This window comes from Mariniluteicoccus flavus, from assembly GCF_054776655.1.
Window position 1 is genome coordinate 1 of record NZ_BAAHBN010000020.1, and the last position, 26628, is coordinate 26628.

Consider the following 26628-nt stretch of genomic DNA (forward strand, 5'->3'; position numbering starts at 1 on the left):
AGGTAGCGTCGGCCATGTCGAGGTCTTCCAGATGGGGAGCGTGAGAACTCCCATCATGTGAAGACCTCGACGCCTACCCCGAGACCGACGCGCCACCCCCGCGACCCACCCTCGATTCGGATGAGCCCCTTTGACCACCCACCCACCTCGACCCGCTGGGGAGGACCCTGAGCGCAGCGGGGCGTGGGCCGGGTGACCGGGAGTTCGGCGAAGCGGCGTAAAGACGCCGCCAACAGGCGGGGCCAAAGAACTCACGGCTCGGCGTCCCAGCCGCAAGCCGAAGCTCGCGGAGCCCGGCCCTCGCCACGCCCGCGCGCCCAAACACCTACTCCCCCGTCGTGTCCGCCACGAACGCCACCACGCCCCGCCGCATCCCATGCGTCGCCTCCCGGCACGTCCGGCGCAGGTCACCCGGGCCCGCCGCATCCCCGATCTGGTCGGTGAAGTCGATCACCTGGCGCACCCAGCGCACGAAGTCGCCCGCCGTCAGCCCCGAGGCGCCCAGCACCTCCGCCAGAGGACGGCCCGCCGCCCACGCGTACGCCGACTCCGCGAACCCGATCTCGAGGTCGGGCCCGCGCTCGAGCCGGAAGTCCCTTTCCAGCAAGGCGATCTCGCGGTGCACCTGCCGCAGCGCGGTCATGCGGGAATCGGTCTCCGCGTCCGGCATGCGCGGCGGCCTGGCCCTCGGGTCGACCCGCCGCGACTCGAACACCAGCGTCGACAGCACGGCCGCCAGCTGGGGCGCCGACAGGCCGTCGAACACGCCGCGGCGCACCGACTCGGCCGCGACGAGGTCGAGCTCGTTGTAGATGCGGGCCAGCATCTGCCCGTCGGTCGTCACCCGCAACGGATCGCCGTCGAGGTAGTGCAACGACTGGAGCACGTTGCAGATGCGGTCGAACTGGGTGGCGATGGTGTTGGTGCGGCGATCCATCCTGGACTGGGTCTGCGCGTTCTCCCGCTCGAGGCGCAGGGCCTTCTCGGCCCAGCGCGCGTGGTCCTCGCGGTCGGGACAGGCGTGGCACGGGTGGGACTGCAGCTCGGCGCGCAGCTCGGCCACCTGTGCCGCGATCTCCTCGTCCATGGCCCCCGGACGCCAGCGCTCGGGCGACCGGTCGACCTCACGCAGCTTCGACTGGAACGCGGCGAACATCGACCGCCGCGAGTGCGGCTCCTTGACGTTGAACTTCTTGGGGATCCTCATGCGGCCCACCGGTTGGGCGGGCGTCGGGAAATCGTTCAGGGTCAGGCGTTTGGTGGTGCGGTCCTCGCTCATCACCAGCGGGTGGGGCTCGTCACGATGACCGCGCACGCCGGGGTCGAGCACGACGGCCCAGCCCTGGAGCTTGCCGCTCGGCACGTGGATGATGTCGCCCGGTTCAAGCTCCAGCAGGGATTGGAACGCCTCGGCGCGCCGGTCGGTCCGGCGACTGCGGGCGGCCTCGGCCTCGAGCCGGGAGATGTCCTCGCGGATCCGTGCGTACGCAGGGAAATCGCCGCGGTCACACACGGCCTTCGCCAGATAGGAGTCGATCTGGTCCTCGTTGCGCTGCATGCCGCGGGCGAGGCCGACGACAGAGCGGTCGGACTGGTATTGCGCGAAGCTCTGCTCCAGCAGGGTTCGCGCACGCTCGCGACCGACCGCGGACACCAGGTTCACCGCCATGTTGTAGGTCGGCGAGAACGACGACTTCAGCGGATAGGTGCGCTTGGACGCCAACCCGGCAACGGCCCGCGGGTCGAGCCCGGGCTGCCAGAGCACGACGGCGTGACCCTCCACGTCGATGCCGCGACGCCCCGCGCGTCCGGTCAGCTGGGTGTATTCGCCCGGGGTGATGTCGACGTGCGCCTCGCCGTTGAACTTGACCAGCTTCTCCAGCACGACCGAGCGGGCCGGCATGTTGATGCCGAGCGCGAGCGTCTCGGTCGCGAAGACCACCTTGATCAGGTTCTTGACGAAGCACTCCTCCACGCATTCCTTGAACGCGGGGAGCATGCCGGCGTGGTGGGCGGCGACGCCGCGCACCAGCGCGTCGAGGAACCCGTCGTAGTCGAGCGCCTCCAGGTCGGCCGGCGACAGCCCCTCGACATGCCTCTCGGCGATCGTCAGGATCTCCGCGCGTTCGCTGTGGTCGGTCAGGCGTACGCCGCCCCCGATCACCTGCTTCACCGCCGCGTCGCAACCCACACGGGAGAAGATGAACACGATGGCCGGCAGCAGGTTCGCGCGGCTGAGCGTCTCGACCATCTCCGCGCGCGACGGCGGGCGGTGGCGCGACCGCTCCTGCTGCACGCGCGCGGCAGCGCCTCCGTAGGACCCGGACCCCTGCCCGTGGGCCTTCTTCCCGCGCCCGCTGCGTCCCCGCGGCCGGCGCGCGTCGTCGCGCACCGTGCGGGACTCGTCCTTCGCGATCCTCACCAGCACAGGGTTCACGTCGTGTCGCGCGGCGACGGCCGCCCCCGACTGCTCGCCGGTGATGGCCGTCGGCGCCACGTCCTCGAACAGGTCGTGGATCTTCCGGCCGACGAGCACGTGCTGGTACAGCGGCACGGGCCGACGCTCCGACACCACGATCTCGACCTCGCCGCGCACCTCGCGCAGCCAGTCGCCGAACTCCTCGGCGTTGGACACCGTCGCCGATAGGGCCACGAGCTGCACCGACTCGGCCAGCCCGATGATCACCTCTTCCCACACCGCGCCGCGGAACCGGTCGGCGAGGTAGTGCACCTCGTCCATGACCACATAGCCGAGCCCGGTCAGCGTGGGCGAGTTCGCATAGATCATGTTGCGCAGGACCTCGGTCGTCATCACGACGATCGGCGCCTCGGAGTTGATCGACGAGTCACCGGTCAGCAGGCCCACGGAGTCGGCGCCGTAGCGGCGCACGAGGTCGTTGTATTTCTGGTTCGACAGCGCCTTGATCGGCGTGGTGTAGAACGCCTTCTGGCCGGTCTGCACGGCCATGAACACCGCGAACTCGCCCGCGATGGTCTTGCCGGCGCCGGTGGGCGCGGCCACCAGTACGCCGGAGCCCGCCTCGATCACCTCGCAGGCGCGGCGCTGGAAGTCGTCGAACTCGAAGCCATAGACGGCCGAGAACTCCTGGAGCATCGGGCTCTTGCTCAACTGCCGGAACCGGGCCATGCGCTCGGCCGGGCTGAGCTCGTTATCGGGATCGGTCATGATGCCGTCCACGCTACCGGGTGGGCACGCGTCAGCGGCTCAGCCCGGCCGTCACCGACGATGCCGGGGATCCCCCGATGCGACCCCCGGCATCGCGGTTCACCGCCTCACACCAGCGCGGGCGCGGCGTGGGTCGGCACCGTCTCCGGTGCGTACGCCATGGCTCGCGCCGCGACGAAGGCGACGCTGAACAGCGCGAGCGCGTTCAGCCCGTGGAGCAGCGCGAGGACGGTGAGCGTGTGGCCGAGGAAGCCGAGGAGCACCTGCACCACGACCAGGACGAGGACCATGATGGCGCCGCGGACCGCTCCCGAGGCCCGCGCCAGGAACGCGACGACCACCAGGGCCACCGCGACGAGCGGGATCACATACGTCCCGATCATGGCGTGGGCGATGACGCCGGCGAACTCCGGGACCGGGGGTGGAGCCGCGGCGCCCATGTCCAGCGTCCCGCCCCCGCCCAGGAACTTGATGAGCCCGGCCGAGGACCACGCGTGCATCGCGGCCTGGACGGCGACGAGCGCGCAGATGACGTAGGCGAGCGAACGATAGGCAGTGCGCATGACAAGCCCTCCTGGGGCTGGCGCCGACGAGGCACCATGATGCGGAAACACGAAGAATGAAAGGAGGAGGCGGCGAGACCGCTCCTGGCGCGGGGCCCCGGGGGCCACTACCGCGAGTTCGCTGGGGACCCACCGGCGAATCCGCCCGTGGGTCCCTCCAGTAGAGACCTCCGCCTGATGAAAGTCAAGGATCGCTCACCTTGCCGCTGCGGACCCGCGTACGCCGCGGCGGGCCAGGGCGACCGCGGCCAGGCCCAGCAGGGCCGCGAGCACGCCGAGCAGCGCCTCCCCCGCCACCAGCGTTCCGGTGGCCGCGTACGCCGCCCCGACCGCGACGGGTCCGAGTGACGACCACAGGTAGCCCGCCCCCTGGGCCAGTGCCGACACTGCGGGCACGTCCCCGGGCTCGGCCTGGTCGGCGATGAAGGTGAGGGCCACGACGAGCCACAGCCCCTGGCACACTCCGCAGATCAGCACCCCGACAAGACAGCCCACGAGTGTGGTGGGGAGCAGCGCGAAACCCACCACGTACGCGGTCGTCAGCACCGCGAGGCGTCCAGGGGCCCCCGTGCCCCGCCCGAGGTCGGCTGCCCAGAACGAGCCCGGCAGTCCGAGGATGCTGTAGACCCCGAGCACGACTCCGAGCGTGGCCTCGTCGAGCCCGTGGCCGCGCAACTGGACCGGCAGCCAGGTCAGCAGCGCGAAGAACAGCAGGGACTGGGTGCCCATGACGAACGTGATCGCCCAACTGCGCGGCCTCCGGGCGACGGCCAGCAGGCCGGCCGGCGGCGCGCCGTGGTGGGGCTCCCCGCGACGGGAGCGGGCGACGCGGACGCTGATGAGGGTCCACCCGACCAGCGCGACCAGCCCGGGCCACACCCAGACCGAGATGGTCGTCGGCCAGGCCCAGCCCCGGGCCAGCAGCGGGGCCGCGAGGAACGGGCCCGCGGCACCGCTGACCTGGATCACGACCGTGTAGACGCCCATGACGAGCGGCAGCCGGTCGGGGAACCAGCTCCGCGCCAGCGCGGGGAGGATCACGTTGCCCAGGGCGATGCCCATGCCGAGCACGAGGGTGCCCGCGAAGAAGGTGAGGGCGTGCGCGTCGTGCCGCACGGCCATGCCGAGCATCATCAGGACCGCCGACGCCCACAGCGTCGGCTCCAGACCGACGCGCGCGGCGAGCACCGGGGTGACGAACGCGAACACCCCGAAGCAGACCAGGGGCAGCGAGGTGACCAGGCCGGCGACCGTCGGGGTCAGGTGGAGCGTCGCGCTGATGCGGTCGAGTGCGGGCGGGACACTCGTGATCGGCGCCCGCAGCTGGAGGGTGATCGCCAGCATGCCGGCCAGGACGAGCCATCGCAGGCCGGCCGCGGACGACGAGGGGCGGGGCACCGGGTCACCCTAGCCGGGCGGGCCGGTGTCGCGTGCGCCGTCCCGCTAGGCGACGGGGCGGCCGAACACCGTGAGCGAGCGCGGGGCCACGCCGACCTCGAGCGGCACCGGACCGAGCTCCTCGCCGTCGCCCATGCCGTACAGGTCGTCGCCGTCGATCACCACCGTGCGGGCGCGGAACCGCTCGACGGCCGGGTCACGCACGAAGGAGCCGTTGAACATCGACGGCAGCAGCCGCAGCAACGTGGCGCGGCTGACGGGGTGGATGACGGTGACGTCCAGTTCGCCGTCGGTGATGTCGGCGGTCGGGCAGATCTGCATGCCACCCCCGAAATAGGCCGCATTGCCGACCGCGATGAACATGGCCGGCTGATCGCGGCGCCGGCCGTCGATGACGAGGCGATAGTTGACCGGCTCGAAGACGGCCAGCTCGGCGAGGGCGGAGGCGGCGTACCGCAGGGGGCCGATCGGCAGCCGCATGCGGTTCGCGCGGCGGTTCACGCGCGAGTCGTAGCCCGTGGCCACCACGGTGCCCACGTGGCGCACCTCGGCGCCCCCGACCAGCGCGCCCTCGACCCGCAGCGAGTCGATGCGCATGGTGTGGCCGTCGATCACCCGGCGGGCCGCGTCGACCGGGTTGAACACCTTGATGCCGAGGCCGCGGCACATGTCGTTGCCGGTGCCGGCCGGGATCAGCCCGAGTGGGACGTCGGTCTCGGCGCACGCGTTGACGCCGAGCGTCATCATGCCGTCGCCGCCCATCACCAGGAGCGCGTCCGCGCGTACGCCGGGCTCCCCGGGCACCCCGTGGGCCGGACGGGCGGACTCCACCGCCGCGATCGTCCGCAGCCGCGCCTCGGCGTAGTCGGTGGTCTGGTGGACCCGCAGGTTGGCGTCGGGGATGCCCTGCAGCAGCTCCCGGCACACCTGCGGCAGCAGCTTGGCGGCGCGGCCCCGCCCGGCCCTGGGGTTGGCCACGAGGTGGATGGTCGGCCCGTCGTAGCGGCCGAGGGTCACGACACGACCTCCAGCTCACTGGAGCGCCTGCGCTTGGCCTTGTCACGGAGTCGGCAGATGATCTCGGCGACGATGTAGAGCACTGTCATCGGCAGGGCGAGCGCCAGCATCGAGAACGGGTCGGTCGAGGGTGTCGCCACGGCGCCGAACACGAACGTGCCGAAGATCGCGTAGGTGCGGGCCTTGCCGAGCTGCTCACCGGTGAGGACGCCCGCCATGTTCAGCACGACCAGGACGACGGGCAGCAGGAAGGCCGCCCCGAACACCAGCATCAGCCGGATGAGGAAGTTGAGGAAATAGGGCAGGTCGAGCAGGTTGTTGATGTTCTGGTCCTGCGGCGTGAAGCTCAACATCACCGAGATGCCCTTCGGCATCACGAGATAGCCGACCGCGACGCCGGAGAGGAACAGCGGGACGGCCGAGCCGATGAAGATGTACGCCCACTTCTTCTCCCGGGCGAGCAGGCCCGGCGCGATGAACGACCAGACCTGCCACAGCCAGAAGGGCGAGGTGAGGATCAGGGCGGCGATGCCGACGATCTTCAGCGACAGGGTGACGGGCGCTGAGACGCCGGTCGTGACGACATTGATCTGCTGGTCGGGTCGTGTCTGCCTGAGGTCGGCGATGGCCAGGTCGACGGGGTGCAGCAGCACGCGGAACAGGTCACCGTAGAAGAACGCGCACACGATCATGCCGATGACGATGAACACCGCGGCCATGACCAGGCGATACCGCAGCTCCCTGAGGTGTTCGAACAGGGACATGTTGCCGTCCGGTGGGACGGGTGGGGGCTTCAGCCAGGCCAGGCTGAGGCTGCGCCCCGCGACGCGGACGGCCACAGGTCAGCGGAGGTCGTCGGGCCTGCGCTCGGCCTCGGTGACGCGGGGCTCGGCGCCCGCCTCGGTCGAGCCGGCGGCGGTGGAGCCACCGGTGGCACCGGGGGCCTTCTTGGCCTCCTCGGCGGACAGTCCCTTCGTCTCCTCCTTGAACTCGCGGATGGCCCGGCCGCTGCTCTTGCCGATGCCGGCCAGGCGCGTGCCGCCGAACAGCAGCAGCACGACGGCCAGGATGATGAGCAGCTCGGGAACACCGAGGCCAAGAATCAGCGGGGTCATGTCGTCCTCTTTCGTCGGGGTGGGGTCGTCGACGACCCGCTCGGCAATCCTAGTCCGCGGCCGGGCTGGGTCCAATCATCCGCCCCGCCCGGCGTCGCGGGCGCGTCGGGCAGGCGGACCTGCTCGGCCAGGGCGGCCAGTTCCTCCACGCGCTCGGCCAGCCGCGCCACCTCCGTCATCAGCGCCTTCGCGCGCCGCCACAGCCACACCGCGTACGCCACCGCACCCACCACCGTGACCAGGGCGATGCCTCCGAACAGCAGGATCCAGTTCACGTGGGGCTGACCTCGTCGTCGCCGAAGAGGGCGGCGTACTGCGCCAGGGCGTCGGCAGCGGCCTCCCCCGCCCCGCGGGCGGCGTCGGCCGGCTCGATGACTCGTGCTGCGTCACCAAGCCGCAGCAGCAGGCCGGTCAGAAAGCCCGGATCGGCCACCTTGAGGCTGACCTCGAGCCCGCGGCGGCGGCGCGTCACCGACTCCACGGGGTAGTACTCGGCGACCCACGACGCCGGTTGCGCCAGCCGCAGCATGACGGTCTCGGCATCCGGGACGCGGTCGAGCCAGCCCTGTTCGGGCGGCGGCGGGTCGCCGTGCTCCCCGGCCCGCTCCGTGGTCGGTTCGGCGGCGACGACCCGATCGAGCCGGAAGCTGCGCCAGCCGCCCTCGGCGCCGGGATCCACCGCGTCGCTCCACGCCTCGAGATAGGCGTACCCGTCGCGCACGGTGATGCCGCGCGGGTCGACCAGGCGCTCGGTGGTCTCGCCCCGGCTGGCGGAGTCATAGGTCAGGCTCAGGCGTACGCCGTCGCGCTCGGCCCGCGCGATCGCGTCGCGGATGGTGTCATCGGCCCCGCGTACGCGCACGTCGACGCGGGCGGCCGCCTCGGCCGACTCCCCCGCGGCCGTCTCCAGTTTGGCCAGCGCCGAGTCGATCGCGGGAACCGACGCGGGGGGTGCGATGGCCCGCAGCGACCGGAGGGCCACGACCAGCGCGAGCACCTCGTCGGGGGTGAAGCGCATCGGACGGGCCAGGAACTCGGCATTGGTGAGGAAGATGACGCCCTCGTCGTCGACGAGCTCCATGTCGATCTCGACCAGGTCACCGGGCATGAGGCCGGGCAACCCCACGAAATAGGCGACCCCGAGGTCCTTGCGCAGCTGGGCGGGCGTGATGCCGAAGTCGGCGGCCGCCTTCGCCACGGAGATGCCCTGATGGCGCTGGAGGTAGGGCGTCAGGGCCAGGAGCCGGGCAATCTGTGCGGTCCCGGCGCTCATGCGGCGCTCCCCGGGACGCCGGAGCGGCCGACGACGGCCCGCAGGTGGCGACGGACCGCGGTGCGCAGTTCGGGCGGGTCGCAGACGATCACATCGGAGCCGCTGGCCGCGATCTCGGCCACGATGTCCTCGCGGTCGGCGTAGGCGACGCGCCAGGTCGTGAAACCGGTCGGCAGCGCCACCGGCGGCTCCACCGCGACCCCGCGGCGCCGCAGGTCGGGCGCCTTGTGGCCGCGGACGGCGACGACGGCCTCGCGGCTCGGCTCGGCCGGGTCGAGGCTCCGCGCGAGGTCGCGGATGTCGAGGTCGGCGGGCACCGCGTACGCGCCCGGCTCGCCGATCGGCTCCGGCATGTCGGTGATGCGCGCGAGCTTGAACATGCGCGGGGCGTCGCGGTCGCGGTCGTGGCCGATGACGTACCACGCCCCTCGATGGGAGGTGATGCCCCACGGCTCGAGGCTTCGCCGCTGTGTGCGATAGCCGAACCCCACGGGAGTACGCGTCACCACGGCCTGCCACAGCGGCTCGAACGCGGCCTCGCGTGCGGCGACGACCGGGGTCAGCGTACGCAGGCGGTCGGCGTCGGGTTCGAGTCCCGCGGCGCGCAGTTTCCCCATGGCGCTCGCGGTCGAGCCGGCGAGGCGGGCCTCCTGCCACACGCGACCGGCGACGGCCATCACGGCGGCCTCGTCGGACGTGAACTCGACGGGCGGGAGCTCGAAGTCGGTGCGCCGGATGCGATATCCGGTCTCGTCCTCGGCGCCGATCGGGCCGGTCTCGATCGGCACCCCGAGGTTGCGGAGCTCGTCCTTGTCGCGCTCGAACATGCGCTCGAAGTTCTCCTGGCTCGAGCCGCCGTAACCCTCGACCATGCCGCGGATCTGCTCGCGGGTGAGATAACGCGAGGTCGCCAACAGGCAGATCGTCAGGTTGAGGACCCGTTCGGACTTGTGGGCGGCCATGGGGCACAGTCTGGCAGCAGGGGGCGCAAGGGACGCGGCAGCGACAGGGCGCGGCGTACGATCTGGGGTCTGTCGACCCTGAGGAGGACCGCAGTGACGATCCGGGAGCCGGGCGCCGGCCGCTATGCACCGAGCCCGACGTCAGACCTCCACGTGGGCAACCTGCGCACCGCGTTGGTGGCGTGGCTGTTCGCCCGCTCGACCGACCGACGGTTCCTGATGCGGGTCGAAGACCTCGACCAGGTGCGCGTCGCCTCCGCCCCCGGCACGGCCCGGCGCCAGCTCGAGGCGCTGGCCTCCATGGAACTCGACCACGACGGACCGGTCGTGTGGCAGTCGGAGCGGCTCGACCTGTACGCGGCCGAGGCGGAGCGGCTCGGCGACCGCATCTATGAGTGCTTCTGCACCCGCCGGGAGATCCGGGAGGCGACGCAGGCGCCCCACCACACCCACGCGCCCTATCCGGGGACGTGCCGCGACCTGTCCGCGGCCGAGCGGGCGCGGCGCCGGGCCGAGCGCCCGGCGGCGTGGCGCGTCCGGTCGGCCGATGTGGACCTGACGGTCGACGACCTCGTGCACGGCCCCCACACCGAGCGCGTCGACGACTTCGTGATCCGGCGCAACGACGGCGCGTGGGCCTACAACTTCGTGGTCGTCGTCGACGACCTCGCGATGGGTGTCGACCAGGTCGTTCGCGGCGACGACCTGCTCTCGTCGGCGCCGCGCCAGGCGTGGCTGGCGCGCGAACTGGGCGGCGAACCCCCGGCGTACGCGCACGTCCCCCTGGTGCTGGACGCCACCGGGGAGCGGCTGGCGAAACGGAACGGCGCCATCACGCTGGCCGACCTCGCCGAGGACGGGATGACGGCGCTCGACGTGCGGGCGCGGCTCGCCGCCTCGCTGGGGCTCGCCGAGCCGGGTGAGCGGCCGTCGCTCACGACGCTGCTGGAACGCTTCGCCCCCGAACGGATCGACCGCCGCCCCTGGAGGTGGACGGCGGTCGAGTGATGGGTCAGTCGGGCCCGGCGTGGGGTCGCTGGGCTCAGTGGATCACTGGGCGGCCTGGCTGAACAGGATGTCCACGACGAAGACGAGGGTCTCGCCCGGCTGGATCTTCGGGTTCTCGTTGCCCTGCGGATAGGCCTTGTCGGGCGGCGAGACGATCATGACGCGCGAGCCCACGGGCTGGTTGACCAGGCCCTCGGCCCAGGCGGGGACAAGACGCGGGAGCGGACCCTGCTCGGGCGCCTTGCCGTAGGTCGACTCGATGACCCGGCCGTCCCAGCCGACGGTCATGTAGCGCACCGTCACCGTGTCCTGGGCCTGGACCTTCTTGCCCCTGCCCGCGATGACCGGCTGGACGACGAGTTGGCTCGGCCTGTCGCCCGCGATCTTGACCACGGGATTTCCCTGCGGGTCGGCCGTGACGCTGGGCTGGCCCTCCTTCGGCGGCACGACATCGCCCTCCGGCTTGTCCATCGTCGTGGAGACGATGTCGACGACGAAGACCAGCGAGTCGCCGACCTCGATGCCGGCCTGCGGCGAGCCGCCGGACGGGTCATAGCCGTCCTTACCCGGCATGGCGACCACGACGCGGCTGCCGACCTTCTGGTTGGCCAGGCCCTTCTTGAACCCCGGCACGACCTGGTCGAGCGGGAAGGCAATGGCCTGGCCCCGGCTGAACGAGTCGTCGAACTTCTTGCCGGTGCGCCCGTTCACGCCGTAGTAGTGCACCTCGACGGTGCCGTTCTCCTGCACGGTCGGGCCGTCGCCCGGCTGGATCACCTTGGTCTTCGTCTCGTCGATCGCCCACGGCGCGGGGAACTCGACCTTCGGCTCCTTGAGTCGCTCGCCCTCGACCTTGATCGCGTCGAGGTTGGTCGACGGCGCGACGCTCGCCTTCGGCGTCGGCGTGGGGGTCGGCGTCGGCGTCGCACTCGCACTCGCACTCGGCGCCGCCGAGGCCGCCGCCGACGGCGACGCGGTGGCCGGTTCGGCGGGCTTGTCCTTCGAGCAGGCGGGCAGCACGAGCGCGGCCGCGCAGAGACTGGCGGCGAGCAGACGTCGATTCACGGTGTCAGGCTTTCTGGTCGGAAAAAGTCAGGGTCACGCTACCAGTGTGGGAAAGCCACACAGTCCTCCGAACGCTCCGCATCATCGGCTGCGGAGAGCCTCCAGCAGGCGCTCGACGCGCTCATCGGTGGCGGACAGCGGGTCGCGACACGAGACCGGGGTGTGCAGGCCCGGCCTGATCGGCAGGGCGTCCTCCCACGGCCGTGGGGCGTGCTCGTTCACCTTCATCGTGACCCAGTCGACGGTGTAGTCGACCCCGGCGTCCTGGGCGGCCGCCACGAACGCTCCGCGGAGGCGGGCCCGCGTCGTCTGCGGCGGTTCGACCGTGGCCGTGCGTACGCGGGCGTCGTCGACCTCGCGGGCCACCGCCCCGCGGGCCTCGAGGAGCCGGAAGAGGCCCCGGCCGGGCTTGAGGTCGTGGTACGCGAGGTCCAACTGGGCCAGGCGCGGGCTGTCCCACGCAAGGCCGTGGCGGTCGGCGTACCGCTCCATCAGGCGGCGCTTGATCACCCAGTCGACCTCGCGGGCCATGGGCCCGAGGTCGCGGGACTCGAGGGCGACGAGGTAGGTCTCCCACCGCTCCAGCACCCGCGCGAGCACGGGGCCGGGCGGGCCGTCGCGGTCGACCATGCCGCGCACCGCGTCGAGGTGGGCGCGCTGGAGGTCGAGGCCGCTGATCGTGCGCCCGTTCGCGAGCGGCACGGTCGCGCGGCCGTACGCGTCCCGGCTCAGGTCGCGGATGGCTTTGGCGGGGTTCTCGAGGGTGAGGTCACGCATGGCCACGCGGTTCTCGATGAGTCTCAGCACCAGCTCGGTGGTCCCGACCTTCACCAGCGTCGAGGTCTCGCACATGTTCGAGTCGCCGACGATGACGTGGAGCCGCCGCCAGCGGGCAGGGTCGGCGTGGGGCTCGTCGCGGGTGTTGATCATGGGCCGGCTGCGGGTCGTCGCCGAAGAGACGCCGTCCCACATGTGGTCGGCACGCTGGCTCACCAGCCACGTGCCGTCTGGGAGCAGCTTTCCGGCGCCGCAGATCAACTGGCGCGACACGAGGAACGGCAGCAGGGGCGAGGCCACGTCACCGAAGTCTCCACCACGCCCGATGAGGTAGTTCTCGTGGCAGCCATAGGAGTTGCCGTGGCTGTCGGTGTTGTTCTTGAACAGGAAGATCTCGCCGTCCACCCCGTCGGCGTCCAGGCGCTGCTGGGCGTCGTCGGCCAGCTCGTTCACGGTCGCCTCGCCGGCGCGGTCGTGGGCGACCAGGTCGAGCAGGTCGTCGCACTCGGCGGTCGCGTACTCGGGATGGGAGCCGACGTCCAGATAGACCCGCGAGCCGTTGCGCAGGAAGACGTTCGACGACTTGCCCCACGCGACCACGCTGCGGAACAACTGGCGCGCGACCTCGTCGGCGGTGAGCCGCCGGGCCCCCCGCGCCGTGCAGGCGACACCGAGCTCGGTCTCGATGCCGTAGACGCGGCGGGGCAGGTGGGCCATCAGCGCGGGCCGGTCAGAGCTTCGCCGAGTCGAGGAGCGAGCCGATCTCCTCGCGCGTCAGCTCGCGGGTCTCCCCCACCGGCAGCGAGCCGAGCCGCACCGGGCCGAAGCCGATGCGGGACAGCTTGTTCACGGGGTGGCCGACCGAGTCCATCATGCGGCGCACGATCCGGTTGGCGCCCGAGTGGAGCGTCACCTGCACCAGCGTGAGGTTCGAGCCGGGGTTGCGGCTGACGAGCTTGACCTTGTCGGCCCTCACCGGCCCGTCCTCCAGGGTGACGCCCTTCTCGAGGCGCTTGAGGGCGTGGTTGTCCATCAGGCCCTCGACCTCGGCCAGGTAGGTCTTGGTGACCTCGTAGGACGGGTGGCTCAACCGCTGGGCCATGTCCCCGTCGTTGGTCAGGATCAGCAGGCCCGTGGTGTCGCCGTCGAGGCGGCCGACGTGGAAGACCCGGGGCACGTTGCGCGGCAGGAACTCGGCCAGCGTCGGGCGACCCTCGGGGTCGTCCATGGTCGAGATGACGCCGCGCGGCTTGTTGAGCACGAGATAGACGTGGCGGCGGGGCGGGGGGATGCGGGAGCCGTCGACACGGATGTGGTCGGTCTCGGGGTTCACCCGCAGGCCCTGCTCGGTGACCGGACGGCCGTTGACCTCGACGCGGCCCTCCTCGATGAGGATCTCGGCGGCCCGTCGGGACGCCACGCCGGCCTGCGCCAGCACCTTCTGGAGGCGTACGCCCTCGGTCTCGTCACTCATCGTCGGCCTTCTCGTCGGGGTGGTCCGGGCTGTCGGCGCCGGGTTCGGAACCCTCATTGTCCCCCGTCGCCCCGCCCGACGGCGAATCGGGCGTCGGTGCCTCGGGGGCCGTGGAATCCTGCGTCACCAGCTGGCCCAGCTCGGCCTCGAGGTCCATGGCGTCCGGCAGGTGGGGTGCCAGCGGCGGGAGCTGGCCGAGCGAGGCCATGCCCATGCGCTCGAGGAAGTGGTCCGTCGTGCGGAACACCGCCGCACCCGACTCCTCGTCGTGGCCCGCCTCCTCGATGAGGCCACGGGCGATGAGCGTACGCACCACCCCGTCGACGTTGACGCCGCGGACGGCGGAGACCCGCGTGCGCGAGATGGGCTGGAGGTAGGCGATCACCGACAGCGTCTCGAGCGCCGCCTGCGACAGGCGCGCCTGCTGGCCCTCGAGGACCCAGCGGGCGATGAGGTCGCCGTGCTCGATGCGCATGTAGTAGCGCCATCCGCCGCCCAGGTGGCGCAGCTCGAACCCGCGGTGGTGCTCGTCGTAGAAGGCGACCAGACGGGCGAGTGCGTCGGTCACGCGGCCGACCGGCGTACGCGTGGCCTCGGCCAGGGTGGCCGCGGACATCGGCTCCTCGGCCATCAGGAGCAGGGCCTCGAGTGCGCCGTCGAGCGTGGCGTCGTCGAGCGATGCCCCCTCACCGGCCAGCGGGGCCTCCGCACCGGTGTCCTGCGTGGCGATCGGGTCACTCGGCTGGCTCATCGCTGCCCTCCTGGTCGGGGTCGGTCTGGGGCTCGTCGAACTCGTCGGAGATGTCGAGCTCGCCCGCGGAGTCACCGGTCCAGCGGACCGTCAGCTCGCCCAGCGGGGTGAGCTGCTCGAACGCGACGGCCCGCTCGCGGAACAGTTCCAGCAGGGCCAGGAAGCGGCACACCGTGGTGACGCGATCGGGCGAGTCACCCGTGAGGGCGCGGAAGGTGAGGGTTCCCGAGCGGCGCAGTCGGTCGACGACCACGTGGGCCTGTTCCCGCACCGACACCCGGGGCGCGTGGAGGTGGGTGAGTGACACCTCCGCGGCCTGCTTCGGGGCCATCGCGCGGGCGGCGATCTGGGCGAAGCGGTCCCACGTGACGTGGATGGTGACCTCCGGCAGCAGGCGCGCGAAGTGGGGCTCCAGGCCGCCCGGGCGCGCGAACCGGTTCTCCTCGGCGACCAGCACCTGGGCGAGCCACGCCGAGACCTCCTTGAACGCGCGGTACTGGAGCAACCGGGCGAACAGCAGGTCGCGCGCCTCCAGCAGGGCGAGGTCCTCGGGGTCCTCGACCTCGCCGCTCGGGATCAACCGGGCGGCCTTGAGGTCGAGCAGGGTCGCGGCGACGAGGACGAACTGGCTGGTCTGCTCGAGGTCCCACACCTCACCGGCGGCCCTGATGTGGGCGATGAACTCGTCGGTGACGCGCGACAGGGCGACCTCGGTGATGTCGAGCTTGTGCTTCGCGATCAACTGCAGCAGCAGGTCGAACGGACCCTCGAAGTTGTCGAGGTGGAGGGTGAAACCCGGCGTCGGCTCGCCGGGAGTGACGATCTCGCTCGCCGTCACGAGCCCTGCAGGCGGCGCAGGAGCTCGCTGTCCTCGCCGTTCTCCTGCAGGTCGTCGAGGTACGCGGCAACGGCCTCGCGGACGATGCGGCCGCGATCGACGGCCACGCCGTGCTCGGCGCGCAGGGTCAGGCGGGCCTGCTCCAGTCGCACGAGCTCGTCGCGCGACACATAGACGGTGATCTTCTCGTCGTGGCGCACCCGGCCGGAGGATCGTCGGGCGGCGCCCGGGGACGGCTGAGGGGTCACGCGATCGGCCGTCGGCTCGGGATCGGCCATGACATGGTCGGCGGTCACCCCCGACTGCAACAGGTCGGACGTTCCGGGAATGCTCAGCTTGCGCGGCATCGGTTCAACACCTCACGGGCCAGTGAACGGTAAGCCTCCGCCCCTGGCGAGGACGAAGCGTATGTGGTGATCGGCTCCCCGGCGACGGTCGTCTCCGGAAACTTGACGGTCCGGCGGATGACCGTGTGGAACACCGTCTCCCCGAACGCCTGCACCACGCGGTCGAGCACCTCCCGGCTATGGAGGGTGCGTGCGTCATACATCGTTCCGAGGATGCCGATGATCTCCAGTCGGGGATTCAGCCTCTCTTGGACCTTGCTTATTGTATCCGTCAACAGTGCAATTCCGCGCAAGGCGAAGAACTCGCACTCCAGCGGCATGATGACGCCGTCGGACGCGGTCAGCGCGTTGATGGTCAGCAGACCGAGGCTGGGCGCGCAGTCGATCAGGATGACGTCGTAGTCTGACCGCACCTTGTCGAGCGCCCGCGCCAGGATCTGCTCGCGCGCGACCTCGGAGACCAGCTGGATCTCGGCGGCCGAGAGGTCGATGTTCGACGGCAGGATGTCGAGCCCCTCGACCGTCGTGGAGTCGATGACGTCGTGGATGTCGACGTCGCGGTCGAGCAGGACGTTGTAGATCGACTGGTCCAGCGTGTGGGGGTTGACGCCCAGACCGACCGACAGCGAGCCCTGGGGGTCGAAGTCGACGAGGAGGACCTTGCGGCCGGTCTCGGTCAGGGCCGCGCCGAGGTTGATGGTGGTCGTGGTCTTGCCGACACCACCCTTCTGGTTGCACATCGCGATGATGCGCGCGTGCTTGGGACCCGGGGGCGGCGGGGTGGGCTCGGGCAGATCCAACAGCGGACGTCCCGTCGGGCCCAGGGCGACGGTCGGCTCGGCCTCCTCGCGCGACGCCTCCCCGGAGTCGATCGCATCCACCGCCGGCGGAGGGGGCACCTCGAACAGCGGCTCGTCGCCGCCGTTGCTGTGCCCGGGGGCGCCGGGTCGGGGGGCGTACGCACCGGTGTGCTCGTCCGTCACCGAGTTTCCTTCCTGTGGACCTGGCGGCCGGGTCTCCGGCCCGGTCCGAGACTGGGTCATGTGCTCGTCCGAGACTAGTACGCCCGGGGGTGTGACGTCAGGTAGGTCTCGCGGAGGTGGTCCACGGTCACCAGGGTGTAGATCTGGGTGGTGGTCACCGAGGCGTGGCCCAGCAGTTCCTGGACGACGCGCACGTCCGCGCCTCCGTCGAGGAGGTGGGTGGCGAACGAGTGGCGCAGCGTGTGGGGCGACACCTCGACCCCGAGGTGACTGCGCTCGGCCTGGTCGCGGAGCACGGCCCACGCGCTCTGGCGGCTCAGTCGACCGCCACGCGCGTTGAGGAGCAGGGCGGGTGTCGCCCGCCGGGCCCGCTCGGCCAGGGCGGGCCGACCGCGCACGAGCCAGGCGCGCAACGCCTCGCGGGCGAAGCTGCCCAGGGGGACGACGCGTTCCTTGTCACCCTTGCCGACGAGCCGCAGGCCGGGGGTGTCGTCGACATCGGGCTCGATCAGGCGCGCCACGTCGTCGACGTCCAGGGAGCAGACCTCGGAGATGCGGGCCCCGGTGCCGTACAGCAGCTCCAGCAGGGCCGCGTCGCGCAGTCCGAGCGGGGTCGTGGTGTCGGGGGCATCCAGCAGGGCCTGCACCTGGCCGAGGGCCAGCGCCTTCGGCAGACGCTTGCCCGGTTGTGGGGGCGCCACGGTGGCGGCGGGGTCGTCGGCCGTCGTCCCCTCCTCGACACCGAAGCGGTGGAGGCTGCGTACGGCCACGACGTTGCGGGCGACGCTCGCCGGCGCGAGCGCGGCGCGCTCGCCGGCGCCGGTGGACAGGTGGGCGGCGTACGCGGTGATGTCGGGGGTCGTGACCGCCCCCGGTTCAGTGATGCCGCGCGCGGCGAGGAAGACGGTGTAGCGGGCGAGGTCGCGACGGTACGCGGCCGCCGTGTGGGGCGAGACGCCGCGCTCGACCGTCAGGTGGTCGAGGAAGCCGCGCACGAAGCGGTCGAGCGGGGTGGGCCCCCGCTCCCCCGCCGGGTCCGGTGCGCCCGGCTCGTCAGGCACCCCTGGCATCCGCGGGGGCGGGGCGCTCGGCCCGCACGGTGCGGACCGGCCAGGGCGCGTCGGCGGGACGCAGCGTGTCGAGCCGGTCTCCGGCCGCGCGCAGCGCGAGCACCCCGGACACCAGCAGCGGGTTCTGCACCCGGCCCGCGAGGATGGCGTCGACGAGGTCGTCGACGGGGACGCGCTGGACGTCCATGTGGGCCTCCTCGCCCTCGAGCACGAACCCGTCGGGGCGGGGCGCCTCGCGCAGCCCCGTGGCCAGGAAGATGCGGGTCGACTCCTCCGACGAGCCGGGCGAGGTGACGAGGTCGACGAGCACGCGCCAGTGGTCGGCCGCGAGGCGCGCCTCCTCGGCGAGTTCGCGGGCGGCGGCGTCGGCGTACGCCTCCCCCTCGGCGTCGAGGAGGCCAGCGGGCGGCTCGACCATGACCATGCCGACCGGATGGCGGTATTGGCGCACGACGACCACGCAGCCCTCGTCGTCGAGAGCGATCACGCCGACCGCACCGGGGTGGCCGATCCACTCGCGGGTCATCTGTTCACCCGACGGGGAGACCACGGCGTCGCGGTGGAACGTGATCACGCGCCCACCCTCGGGGCTGTCGCGGTGGGCGACCTCCCACGAGTCGGCGACGTCGACCACGTCGGCGGCGGCCAGGACCGGCAGGTGGGTCATCAGGCCTCCGCGGGGGTCTGGTCGTCGGACGACACCGAGGCCTCGTCCGAGGTCTCGTCGGTCGGCAACGGGCTGGTGGCCTTGTTGCGCAGCGACGCCTTGACCAGCCCCGAGAACAGCGGATGGGGCTTGGTCGGGCGCGACTTGAGCTCGGGATGGGCCTGGGTCGCGACGAAGAACGGATGGACCTTCGCGGGCAGTTCGACGAACTCCACGAGCGTGCTGTCGGGGCTCGTGCCGGAGATCACCAGCCCGGCCTCCTCGAGCTGCTTGCGGTAGGCGTTGTTCACCTCATAGCGGTGGCGGTGGCGCTCGGTCACGCGGTGGACGCCATAGAGGCCGGCCACGACGGATCCGCGTACGAGGTCGGCCTCGTAGGACCCGAGCCGCATCGTGCCGCCCATGTCGCCCTCGCCGGCGACGATGTGTTGCTGTTCGGCCATCGTCGCGATGACGGGAAACTCCGTGTCGGGCTCGAACTCGGTGGACGCGGCGCCCTCGAGACCGCCCAGGTTGCGGGCGACCTCCATGACCATGCACTGGAGACCCAGGCAGAGGCCGAGCGTGGGGATGCGGTTCTCGCGGGCATAGCGGATGGCGCCGAGCTTGCCCTCGACGCCGCGGATGCCGAAGCCCCCGGGGACGCATACGCCGTCGACGTCGCCGAGCTGGCGCTGGGCGCCCTCGGGTGTCTGGCACTCGTCGGACTCGACCCAGCGGATGTCGACCTTCGCGCGGTGGTGGAAGCCGCCGGCCCGCAACGCCTCCACGACCGAGAGGTAGGCGTCGGGCAGGTCGATGTATTTGCCGACCAGCGCGATGGTCACCTCGTCGGTGGGCTTGTGGACCCGGTCGAGGAGGTCGTTCCAGCGCGTCCAGTCGACGTCGCGGAACGGCAGGTCGAGCTTGCGCACGACGTAGGCGTCCAGGCCTTCGGCGTGGATGACCTTGGGGATGTCGTAGATCGACGGTGCGTCGAAGGCCGTGACGACGGCCTCCTCCTCGACGTCGCACATCAGCGCGATCTTGCGCTTGACGGAGTCGGGCAGGTGGCGGTCGGCGCGGCAGACGATCGCGTCCGGCTGGAGGCCGACCTGGCGGAGCTGGGCCACCGAGTGTTGGGTCGGCTTGGTCTTCAGCTCCTTCGAGGGGCCGATGTAGGGCACCAACGACACGTGGAGGAAGAAGACGTTCTCGCGGCCGACGTCGCGGCGCGCCTGGCGAGCGGCCTCGAGGAACGGCAGCGACTCGATGTCGCCGACGGTGCCGCCGATCTCGTGGATCACCACGTCGATGCCGGGCCCGCCCATGGCGAGCATCTCGTCCTTGATCTCGTTCGTGATGTGCGGGATCACCTGCACTGTGTCACCGAGGAACTCGCCGCGCCGTTCCTTCGCGATGACGTTGGAATACACCTTGCCGGTCGTCACGTTCGCGTCGCCCGTGAGGTTCACGTCGAGGAAGCGCTCGTAGTGGCCGATGTCGAGGTCGGTCTCGGCCCCGTCCTCGGTGACGAACACCTCACCGTGCTGGAACGGGTTCATCGTCCCCGGGTCGACGTTCAGATAGGGGTCGAGTTTCTGCATCGTGACGCGCAGTCCGCGAGCGATCAGAAGGCTGCCGAGGCTGGAGGCAGTGAGCCCCTTGCCGAGCGAGGAGGCGACGCCTCCGGTCACGAACACATGTTTGGTCACACTGGCGTTTCCCACGGGATTCCAACCTATCGTGAATCGTGCGCCTCGGCCAGCAGCTCGCGGGCGTGGGCGATGGCGGACTCGGATGCTTCGATGCCGGCCATCATGCGGGCCAGCTCGCGTTCGCGTTCCTCGGGGGCGAGGGCGCGTACGCCTGACGTGGTCACCTGTCCGTCGGAGGACTTCTGGACCACGAGGTGGGTGTCGGCGAACGCCGCCACCTGGGCGAGGTGGGTGACGACGATCACCTGGGTGGAGCGCGCGAGTCGGGCGAGTCGCCGGCCGATCTCGACGGCCACGGCTCCGCCGACGCCGGCATCGACCTCGTCGAACACCAGAGTCTGGGCCGGGTCGTCGTCGGCGAGGACGACCTCCAGGGCCAGCCGGATGCGGGACAGCTCGCCGCCCGAGGCCACGCGGGCCAGGGGCCGTGGGTCGGAGCCGGGGTTCGCGGTGAACTGGAGGACGACCTGGTCGGCGCCCGTCGGGCCGGGTTCCGGAAGTGGCTCGAGGGCGAACTCGAGGCGCGCGTGTGGCATCGCGAGGGCGGCGAGCTCCGTGCGGACCGCCTTGGCGAGTCGCTTGGCGGCCCTGGCGCGGGCGTCGTGGATCTGGGCGGCGAGCTCGGCGATGGTCGCGTCGAGCTCGGCGGTGCGGCCCTCGAGCTGGGCGATGCGATCGTCGTCGCCGGTGAGCCCACCCAGTCGGCCCGCGGCGTCGGCCGCCCACGCGAGGACGGCGTCGGCGTCCTCGCCGTATTTGCGGGTCAACCCCTGCAGCGCCGACCGCCGCCCGGCGATCCACTCCAGGCGCGCCGGGTCGGCCTCGAGGTCGGCGAGATAACCGGCCACGTCTGCGGCGAGTTCGGAGGCCAGCACGCCGACCTCGCGGGCGCGGTCGGCCAGGGGCCGGGCGGTCGGGTCGGTGTCGGCCGCCTGGCGCAGCGCCTTGGCGGCCTCCGACGCCAGCGCCAGGGCCGAGGGCGCGTCGAGGTCGGCCTCGTCGCCCGACAGCGCGCCCGAGGCCCGGTGGGCGGCGAGGCGGAGGTCGTCGACGGCCTGGAGGCGGTCGGCCTCGGCGGCCAGCTCGGCGTCCTCACCCGGTCTGAGGTCGACCTTCTCGATCTCCTCGAGCCCGAAGCGCAGCACGTCGGCCTCGCGGGCCCGCTCGCGCGCGTGGGAACGCAGGTCGGCCAGTTCCGCCCGCACGGCGAGGCGCTCGGCGTACGCCGCCGCGTAGGGACCCATGAACTTCGCGAGCGGAGCCCCCGCGTAGCGGTCGAGGATCGCGCGCTGGCGCTCGGGCTGGGCCAGGCGTACCTGCTCGGACTGGCCGTGGATGGTGATCAGGCGCTCGGCGACCTCGCCCGCGAGCGTCACCGGAACCCCGGCCCCGCCCACGATGGAACGCGACCGTCCGCCGCCGACCACGCGCGTGACGATGAGCTCGTCGTCGGCCTCTCCCCCGGCCTCGCGGACGCGGTCGAGGACGTGGGCGGGCACGGCGGCGAAGCTGCCCTCGACGCGCGCGCGATCGGCGCCGCGGCGCACGACGCCGGTGTCGGCGCGGGCGCCCAGAAGCAGCCCCAAGCTGGTCACGACCATGGTCTTGCCGGCGCCGGTCTCGCCCGTCAGGGCGGTGAGTCCGGGGGCGGGCTCGAGGGTGGCCTCGTCGATGACGCCGAGATTGGCGATGCGGAGTTCCGTGATCACCGCGCCGCCTGCTCGGCGGCGCCCCGCCAGCCCTCGACCCGCAGGCCGAACTTCCGCACGAGGCGGTCGGTGAACGGCGCGGGCGACAGGCGTGCCAGACGCAACGGGACGGGATTGGCGACGACCTCGACCTCCATGCCGGCAGCGAGCTCGAACGAGCGTCGGCCGTCGCACCAGACGACGCCCTGCGCGTCCAGCGATTGGATCAGCCCGACCCTCACCGACGAGCGGGGGCCCAAGACCATGGGGCGCGCGAAGAGGGCGTGGGCGCTGATGGGGACGACGAGCAGCGCCTCGACGCCGGGCCAGATGACCGGACCGCCGGCGGAGAACGCGTAGGCCGTCGAGCCGGTCGGCGTGGCGACGAGAACGCCGTCGCAACCCCAGCGCGACAACGGCCGGTCGTCGATCGCGACCACCACCTCGAGCATGCGTTCGCGGGCGGCCTTCTCGATGGAGACCTCGTTGACGGCGAACGACTCCCACAGGACCGGATGGCCCGCGGCGCCGTCGCGGACGCGGACGCGCGCGGTGAGGCGCTCCTCGACGGTCCAGCTGCGGGCGATGACCTGGTCGACGACCTGGTCGATCTCGTGGGACTCGGCCTCGGCCAGGAAGCCCACGTGGCCGAGGTTGACCCCCAACAGGGGGATCTGGCGCTCGAGAGCCCACTCGGCCCCGCGCAGGATCGTGCCGTCGCCCCCGAAGACGACGGCGACCTCCACTGCGGGGGCCTCGTCGGTCAGGTCAAGGGCGACGGCGCCCGGGAACGGACCGACCAGGTCGATGTCGTGCTGGGGCATCGAGACGACGATGGGTTGGTCGGCCAGTGAGTCGACGAACCGCCGCGCGGCCGAGACGGCCTCGGGCCGGTGGACGTGGGTCAGGACGGCGACACACCGGCGGGGTTCGGGGCGGTCGGCCTCGCGGTCAGCTGTCGTCACCCTCGGAAGCATAGTCAGCGTCACCGACACGTCCCGACGGGTCGCGTCGCAGCTCGACGAACGTCTCGATGTTCCCCGCCGGACCGGGCAGCCTGCTCTCGTGGCGGGAGGCGCACGACCATCCCAGGGACTGGGCGTCGGCCACGACGGCGTCAACGGCGCGGGCGCGCTCGGCGGCGTCCCGGACCACTCCCCCGCTCCCGAGGCGCTCGCGGCCCACCTCGAACTGGGGCTTCACCATGACCAGGGCCACGCCGTCGTCGGCCAGGACGGCCAGCATCGGCGTGAGCAGGAGCCGCAACGAGATGAACGACACGTCCGCGACGACGAGGTCCACCGGCTCGCCGCCGCAGTGGCCGAGGGTGAGGTCGCGCAGGTTCGTGTGCTCGTGGACGACGACGCGCGGGTCGTCGCGCAGGCTGGCTGACAACTGGTCGGTGCCGACGTCGACGGCATAGACCGTGCGCGCGCCGCGCTCCAGCAACACCTGGGTGAATCCTCCGGTCGACGCGCCAGCGTCGAGGCAGCGCGGAGGAACGCGTACGCCGGTGTCGTCGAGCGCGCCCAGCAGCTTGTACGCGGCCCTCGAGACCCAACCGTCGTCGTCGACGACGATGTCGGTCGTCTCATCGACCGTCGACGAGGCCTTGGTCGCGGGCGAGCCGTCGGCGGTCACGCGGCCCCGGTCGACGAGGGCGCGGGCATGGGAGCGGGAGCGCGCGAGGCCGCGCGCGACCAGCGCGAGGTCGAGCCTCATCGCTGGGGGCGGGTCGCCTCGTCGAGGACGGTGTGGAGGGACTCGTGGGCCGCGGCGAGGCGCTCGTGATGGTCGCCGAGCGGCGTCTGGTCGAGGTCGGACAGTCGCACCAGGGCGGCATCGACGTCGGGGTGCCCCGTGGTCGGGGGCGGGTTCTTGGGGGTGTCGTCCATGGCTCCGTCCTCGCTCACAAGATCTCGTCCAGTCGGGCCACGGCATCGTCGGCGTCGAGCCCCCGGTCGGCGGCCAGCAGGGCCAGCACGCACCGCAGGGCGTCGAGTTGGGCGTCACGGCCCGTCTCCGCGAGGGAGACCTCGATGCGTCCGTCAGCTGCGGTCGCCCTGGCCTCGCCACAGGTGGCGGTGCCGCCGTCGACCACCGGCGTACGCGGCGGCGCCAGGAGCGCGCGCAGGTCATGACCGAGGTGGGTCGGCAGGTTCTCGGCCCGCAGCAGATCGGCTTTGCCGTGGGCCCCGGTGAAGACGAACAGGCTGTCCATGCCGACGCCGGCCGCGCCGTCGATGTCGGTGTCGAGCCGGTCGCCGACGAAGATGGCGCGGTTGGCGCCGAGCCGGCGTACGGACTCTTCCATGAGAGGAGCGCACGGCTTGCCGGCGACCACCGGGTCGACGTCGACCGCATTCCGCAGGGCGCCGATCTGGGCGCCGGCACCCGCCACGGGGCCGCGGTCGGTGGGCCGCGTGGCGTCGGTGTTGGTCGCGACCCAGAGCGCGCCGGCCTGGATCGCGAAGCCGGCCTCGTCGACCAGCGGCCACGGGAGCTGGGGGTGGTAGCCCTGGATCACCGCGGCCGGCGCGTCGGTCGCCGCAGCGACGGCCCGCAGGCCGACGGCTTCGACCTCGGCCTTCAGCGCGTCGGTGCCGACCACCAGGACGGCGGCACCCTGGTCGACCTTGTCGCGCAGCAGACGCGCGCCGGCCTGCGAGGACGTCACGACGTCGTCGGCCGTCGCCTCGACACCGAGCTCGACCAGGTGGTCGGCGACATGGTGGGGCGTACGCGCGGCGTTGTTGGTGACGAAGCCGATCCGCACGCCGGACTCGCGCAGCTCCGCGATTCCCTCGGCGGCGCCCTCCACCGGGCTGGGGCCGAGATAGACGACCCCGTCGAGGTCGAACAGGGCGGCGTCGTACGCGTCGACGAGGCGCTCAGCCACGGGGGCCGTCCTCGGGCTCGTCGGTGGACCCGGGCTCGTCGGTGGACCCGGGCTCGTCGGTGGACCCGGGCTCCTCGGTGGACCCAGGCTCCTCGGTGGACCCAGGCTCCTCGGTGGACTCCGGCTCCTCCTCGTCGCTGTCGTCGAACTCGATGACGTAACCGTCCAGGGCGGCCACGCGGTCCACCGCGTCGGTCTCCTGATCCGTGTCGAGCTTTGCGGCAGCCTCGAACCACTCCTTCGCAGCCCGCTCGTCCCCACCGGCCAGCAGGAGGTCGGCGTATGCGTACCTCAGGCGTGCCCGCGCGCTCGGCGGGGTCTGGCCCTTGTTGGTGGCCTGGATCTCCTGGCGCAGGAGGCGCAGGGCCTCGCTGCGCTGCCCCATGTCGGCGCGCGCGCCGGCCTCGACGATGCGCATCTCGACGGCGCTCGCCGGGTCGAGCTCGAGCTTCGCGGCCTCGCGGGCCACCTCCAGGGCCTCCTCGGGCCGGCCGAGCGCGCGCTCGCAGTCGGCCATCACCGGCAGGAACTCGGGGTCACCGGTCATGCGGCGCAGGGCCCGGAACTCGCTGAGCGCAGCCGCGTACTCCCCCGCCGCGTACGCCGCCTCCGCCGCAGCGGCACGCACGACGGGAAGCCGCGACGCCATGCGACGGGCCACGAGGGCGTGGCGGTAGGCCAGCTCGGGATCCTCGTCGATGATCAGCCCGGCCATCATCAGATGGGGGCCGACCTGGTCGGCCAAATCTCCGGGCAGGCCGCGCAGCTCGGCGCGTACGCCGCGCGGCAGCTCGCGCAGGTCCAGCCCCTGAGGCAGCTCGGGCTCGTCGTCGCGGGGCTCAAGTCCCGGGGGGATCAGCTTGGGTTCGCGCTCCTCGCGCGGCCCGCGACCCCGATCATCGCGAGGTCCTCGCCCTCCACGGTCGTCCCGCCCACCTCGGTCAGGTCGTCCACCGCGGTTCGGACGGTCACCGCGTCCTCGATCGTCACGACCCGATCGGTCCTGGAAGTCGCGCCCGCGTCCGCCGGCCGGACCGCCGCCTCGCGGCCCTGCCGAACTCCGGTCGTCGCGGCCGCGGTCGCCACCGCGCGTCGACCGATCGTCCCGGTTCCGGTTCTCGCCACCGGCACTGCGGTCGTCACGTCGGCGATCCCCGCCGCCCTGCGGCCGGTCGCCATACGTTCGGCCCGACCCGCTGGCACCACGCACATCCCGATCGTCGCGACGACGGTCCTGTCCTCCGGTCGCGCGATCGTCCCGCCGGCGATCTCCGCTCCCGGAGCCGCCGCGATTGCGTCCGTCATTCGAGCGTCCGCCACCCCCACGGGGGCCGTCGTCACGACGCCCTCCGCCCGCGCCACGCGGCGGACCGCCGTCGCGGCCAGATCCCCCGCGTCGACCGTCGCCTCCACCCCGGGGGGCGCGTCCGCGGTCGTCTCGGTCATCCGGGCCAGGTCGATCATTCTCGTTCACCCGACAATCTTGCCGGATGGCGCCGTCAGCGCCAACTCTGCTGGAACCCGGGCGATCCGCGGACCGCGAGGTGCGGGCCGACCGTGCGTGGGCGGAATCTCGTATGGGCGAGTCGAGGACTGACTGATCGAGTCCGATAGCGCTCGACCAGTCCCTGCAAGGCTCGCTGATAGAGGTCGGAGGCATCACACGACCGGTCGGGCGGGCCACAAAAGCGTCTGGAATTGCACGTGAGGGCCGCGCCCTGTTGGGTGCGGCCCTCACGATGTGTGTTGTTTGTCCGGCGACGTCCTAGTCTCCCACACACTCCCGTGTGCAGTACCATCGGCGCTGTAAGGCTTGACTTCCGGGTTCGGAATGGGACCGGGTATTTCC

27 protein-coding genes and 1 rRNA gene are annotated in these 26628 nt (G+C 71.9%); 1 reads left to right on the forward strand and 27 read right to left on the reverse strand.

The annotated features are described in order from the left end of the window. Positions 1-325: 325 nt before the first annotated feature. From ACYVAG_RS17340 to ACYVAG_RS17380, 9 genes are all read right to left on the reverse strand, one after another. Complete coding sequence (locus ACYVAG_RS17340; RefSeq protein ID WP_460771758.1) at positions 326-3187, reverse strand: DEAD/DEAH box helicase; 2862 nt, start codon at positions 3185-3187, stop codon at positions 326-328. Positions 3188-3294: 107 nt separating this feature from the next. Continuing rightward, positions 3295-3750 (reverse strand): hypothetical protein, encoded by a 456-nt coding sequence (locus tag ACYVAG_RS17345; RefSeq protein ID WP_460771759.1) that lies wholly within the window; start codon positions 3748-3750, stop codon positions 3295-3297. 195 nt (positions 3751-3945) lie between these two features. Next, on the reverse strand, positions 3946-5148 hold the full coding sequence (locus tag ACYVAG_RS17350) for an MFS transporter (RefSeq protein WP_460771761.1): 1203 nt from the start codon (positions 5146-5148) through the stop codon (positions 3946-3948). A gap of 45 nt (positions 5149-5193) precedes the next feature. Next, positions 5194-6165 (reverse strand): diacylglycerol/lipid kinase family protein, encoded by a 972-nt coding sequence (locus ACYVAG_RS17355; protein WP_460771763.1) that lies wholly within the window; start codon positions 6163-6165, stop codon positions 5194-5196. Further along, positions 6162-6929: a twin-arginine translocase subunit TatC gene (gene tatC, locus ACYVAG_RS17360; protein ID WP_460771764.1), complete on the reverse strand. Its 768-nt coding sequence runs from the start codon at positions 6927-6929 to the stop codon at positions 6162-6164. Before tatC ends, ACYVAG_RS17355 begins: the two co-directional genes overlap by 4 nt. A gap of 78 nt (positions 6930-7007) precedes the next feature. After that, on the reverse strand, positions 7008-7280 hold the full coding sequence (tatA, locus tag ACYVAG_RS17365; RefSeq protein ID WP_460771766.1) for a twin-arginine translocase TatA/TatE family subunit: 273 nt from the start codon (positions 7278-7280) through the stop codon (positions 7008-7010). Next, complete coding sequence (locus ACYVAG_RS17370; RefSeq protein WP_460771768.1) at positions 7277-7555, reverse strand: hypothetical protein; 279 nt, start codon at positions 7553-7555, stop codon at positions 7277-7279. The genes tatA and ACYVAG_RS17370 overlap by 4 nt, the downstream gene beginning before the upstream one ends. After that, positions 7552-8553: a helix-turn-helix transcriptional regulator gene (locus tag ACYVAG_RS17375; RefSeq protein ID WP_460771769.1), complete on the reverse strand. Its 1002-nt coding sequence runs from the start codon at positions 8551-8553 to the stop codon at positions 7552-7554. The genes ACYVAG_RS17370 and ACYVAG_RS17375 overlap by 4 nt, the downstream gene beginning before the upstream one ends. After that, a complete protein-coding gene (locus ACYVAG_RS17380) occupies positions 8550-9515 on the reverse strand; it encodes a helix-turn-helix transcriptional regulator (protein ID WP_460771771.1) in 966 nt (321 codons plus the stop codon). Before ACYVAG_RS17380 ends, ACYVAG_RS17375 begins: the two co-directional genes overlap by 4 nt. A gap of 93 nt (positions 9516-9608) precedes the next feature. Between ACYVAG_RS17380 and gluQRS the strand changes: the two genes are divergently transcribed. Further along, positions 9609-10523: a tRNA glutamyl-Q(34) synthetase GluQRS gene (gene gluQRS / locus ACYVAG_RS17385; protein ID WP_460771773.1), complete on the forward strand. Its 915-nt coding sequence runs from the start codon at positions 9609-9611 to the stop codon at positions 10521-10523. A gap of 42 nt (positions 10524-10565) precedes the next feature. On the opposite strand, the gene ACYVAG_RS17390 is transcribed toward gluQRS, so the two are convergent. From ACYVAG_RS17390 to rrf, 18 genes are all read right to left on the reverse strand, one after another. Next, the gene (locus tag ACYVAG_RS17390) at positions 10566-11588 is read right to left on the reverse strand and encodes an FKBP-type peptidyl-prolyl cis-trans isomerase (protein WP_460771775.1); all 1023 of its coding nucleotides are present in this window, start codon (positions 11586-11588) and stop codon (positions 10566-10568) included. Between the two features lie 81 nt (positions 11589-11669). Further along, a complete protein-coding gene (gene pafA / locus ACYVAG_RS17395; RefSeq protein ID WP_460771776.1) occupies positions 11670-13082 on the reverse strand; it encodes a Pup--protein ligase in 1413 nt (470 codons plus the stop codon). Between the two features lie 13 nt (positions 13083-13095). After that, positions 13096-13839, reverse strand: a complete 744-nt coding sequence (locus tag ACYVAG_RS17400; RefSeq protein ID WP_460771778.1) for a pseudouridine synthase — start codon at positions 13837-13839, stop codon at positions 13096-13098. After that, positions 13832-14590, reverse strand: a complete 759-nt coding sequence (scpB, locus tag ACYVAG_RS17405; protein WP_460771780.1) for an SMC-Scp complex subunit ScpB — start codon at positions 14588-14590, stop codon at positions 13832-13834. Before scpB ends, ACYVAG_RS17400 begins: the two co-directional genes overlap by 8 nt. After that, positions 14574-15428 carry a segregation and condensation protein A gene (locus ACYVAG_RS17410; RefSeq protein ID WP_460771783.1) on the reverse strand — a complete coding sequence of 285 codons (855 nt, stop codon included), beginning with the start codon at positions 15426-15428 and terminating at the stop codon, positions 14574-14576. The genes scpB and ACYVAG_RS17410 overlap by 17 nt, the downstream gene beginning before the upstream one ends. Next, positions 15425-15775, reverse strand: a complete 351-nt coding sequence (locus tag ACYVAG_RS17415; protein WP_460771784.1) for a hypothetical protein — start codon at positions 15773-15775, stop codon at positions 15425-15427. The genes ACYVAG_RS17410 and ACYVAG_RS17415 overlap by 4 nt, the downstream gene beginning before the upstream one ends. After that, positions 15760-16758, reverse strand: coding sequence for a ParA family protein (locus ACYVAG_RS17420; RefSeq protein ID WP_460771786.1), 999 nt, complete (start codon positions 16756-16758; stop codon positions 15760-15762). The genes ACYVAG_RS17415 and ACYVAG_RS17420 overlap by 16 nt, the downstream gene beginning before the upstream one ends. Before the next feature lie 74 nt (positions 16759-16832). After that, positions 16833-17828: a site-specific tyrosine recombinase XerD gene (locus ACYVAG_RS17425; protein ID WP_460771789.1), complete on the reverse strand. Its 996-nt coding sequence runs from the start codon at positions 17826-17828 to the stop codon at positions 16833-16835. Continuing rightward, entirely contained in the window at positions 17812-18495 is a 684-nt protein-coding gene (locus tag ACYVAG_RS17430; protein ID WP_460771792.1) for an NUDIX domain-containing protein, read from the reverse strand. Before ACYVAG_RS17430 ends, ACYVAG_RS17425 begins: the two co-directional genes overlap by 17 nt. Further along, positions 18495-20204 (reverse strand): CTP synthase, encoded by a 1710-nt coding sequence (locus ACYVAG_RS17435; RefSeq protein ID WP_460771793.1) that lies wholly within the window; start codon positions 20202-20204, stop codon positions 18495-18497. The genes ACYVAG_RS17430 and ACYVAG_RS17435 overlap by 1 nt, the downstream gene beginning before the upstream one ends. Before the next feature lie 11 nt (positions 20205-20215). After that, entirely contained in the window at positions 20216-21901 is a 1686-nt protein-coding gene (recN, locus tag ACYVAG_RS17440) for a DNA repair protein RecN (RefSeq protein ID WP_460771795.1), read from the reverse strand. After that, positions 21898-22857, reverse strand: coding sequence for an NAD kinase (locus tag ACYVAG_RS17445; protein WP_460771796.1), 960 nt, complete (start codon positions 22855-22857; stop codon positions 21898-21900). The genes recN and ACYVAG_RS17445 overlap by 4 nt, the downstream gene beginning before the upstream one ends. Further along, complete coding sequence (locus ACYVAG_RS17450; protein ID WP_460771798.1) at positions 22832-23602, reverse strand: TlyA family RNA methyltransferase; 771 nt, start codon at positions 23600-23602, stop codon at positions 22832-22834. Before ACYVAG_RS17450 ends, ACYVAG_RS17445 begins: the two co-directional genes overlap by 26 nt. Then, the gene (locus ACYVAG_RS17455) at positions 23599-23775 is read right to left on the reverse strand and encodes a hypothetical protein (protein ID WP_460771799.1); all 177 of its coding nucleotides are present in this window, start codon (positions 23773-23775) and stop codon (positions 23599-23601) included. Before ACYVAG_RS17455 ends, ACYVAG_RS17450 begins: the two co-directional genes overlap by 4 nt. A 14-nt stretch (positions 23776-23789) precedes the next feature. Continuing rightward, positions 23790-24779, reverse strand: a complete 990-nt coding sequence (locus ACYVAG_RS17460) for an HAD-IIA family hydrolase (RefSeq protein WP_460771800.1) — start codon at positions 24777-24779, stop codon at positions 23790-23792. After that, complete coding sequence (locus ACYVAG_RS17465; RefSeq protein WP_460771802.1) at positions 24772-25524, reverse strand: hypothetical protein; 753 nt, start codon at positions 25522-25524, stop codon at positions 24772-24774. Before ACYVAG_RS17465 ends, ACYVAG_RS17460 begins: the two co-directional genes overlap by 8 nt. Positions 25525-25634: 110 nt before the next feature. Beyond that, complete coding sequence (locus tag ACYVAG_RS17470) at positions 25635-26225, reverse strand: hypothetical protein (RefSeq protein WP_460771804.1); 591 nt, start codon at positions 26223-26225, stop codon at positions 25635-25637. Positions 26226-26531: 306 nt separating this feature from the next. Continuing rightward, positions 26532-26628, reverse strand: a 5S ribosomal RNA gene (gene rrf, locus ACYVAG_RS17475); the annotation flags it as partial.